Origin of the sequence: Paenarthrobacter sp. 2TAF44 (genome assembly GCF_052114885.1) — a bacterium.
Classification (GTDB): Bacteria; Actinomycetota; Actinomycetes; order Actinomycetales; family Micrococcaceae; genus Arthrobacter.
The window spans coordinates 1-365 of record NZ_JBFRFP010000069.1 but is presented as its reverse complement, the minus strand read 5'-3'; the positions used below and the strand labels follow the sequence as shown (position 1 = coordinate 365).

Below are 365 nucleotides of genomic sequence, written 5' to 3'. Positions count from 1 at the left end.
CTCGTAGAAGTCCTCTACTTTTGCTTCGCGGCAAAGAAGGCGCTGACTTTTCCCAGGAACTCGACCTCGGCCTTCAACCGCTCATTTTCGGCCAGTGCCTTCCGGTGCTCGTCCCACGGCACCGGCCCCCGTTCTTCAGGCAGGACCGGCGCGGCGCCCTGGTGGCTCTCTCGATGCCGGTGAAGCCAGTTCCCCAGCGTGCTTTCCTTCACCCCGATCTCCTCGGCGACCTGTTTCACCGGCCGGTTCGTGGACAAAACAAGCCGCACAGCATCCTCACGGAAAGCCGCATCGTATTTTCTTCTGGGCGTGGTCATCTGAACTGAAGCTCCCATCAAGCTGTCTCACAAAACCATACGACCGCA

The 365-nt window shown here is 59.7% G+C and carries 1 protein-coding gene; it reads right to left on the bottom strand.

What is annotated here, in order from left to right:
* Nucleotides 1-14: 14 nt before the first annotated feature.
* On the bottom strand, nt 15-317 hold the full coding sequence (locus AB4Z15_RS24985) for a transposase (RefSeq protein ID WP_442019407.1): 303 nt from the start codon (nt 315-317) through the stop codon (nt 15-17).
* Nucleotides 318-365 lie beyond the last annotated feature (48 nt).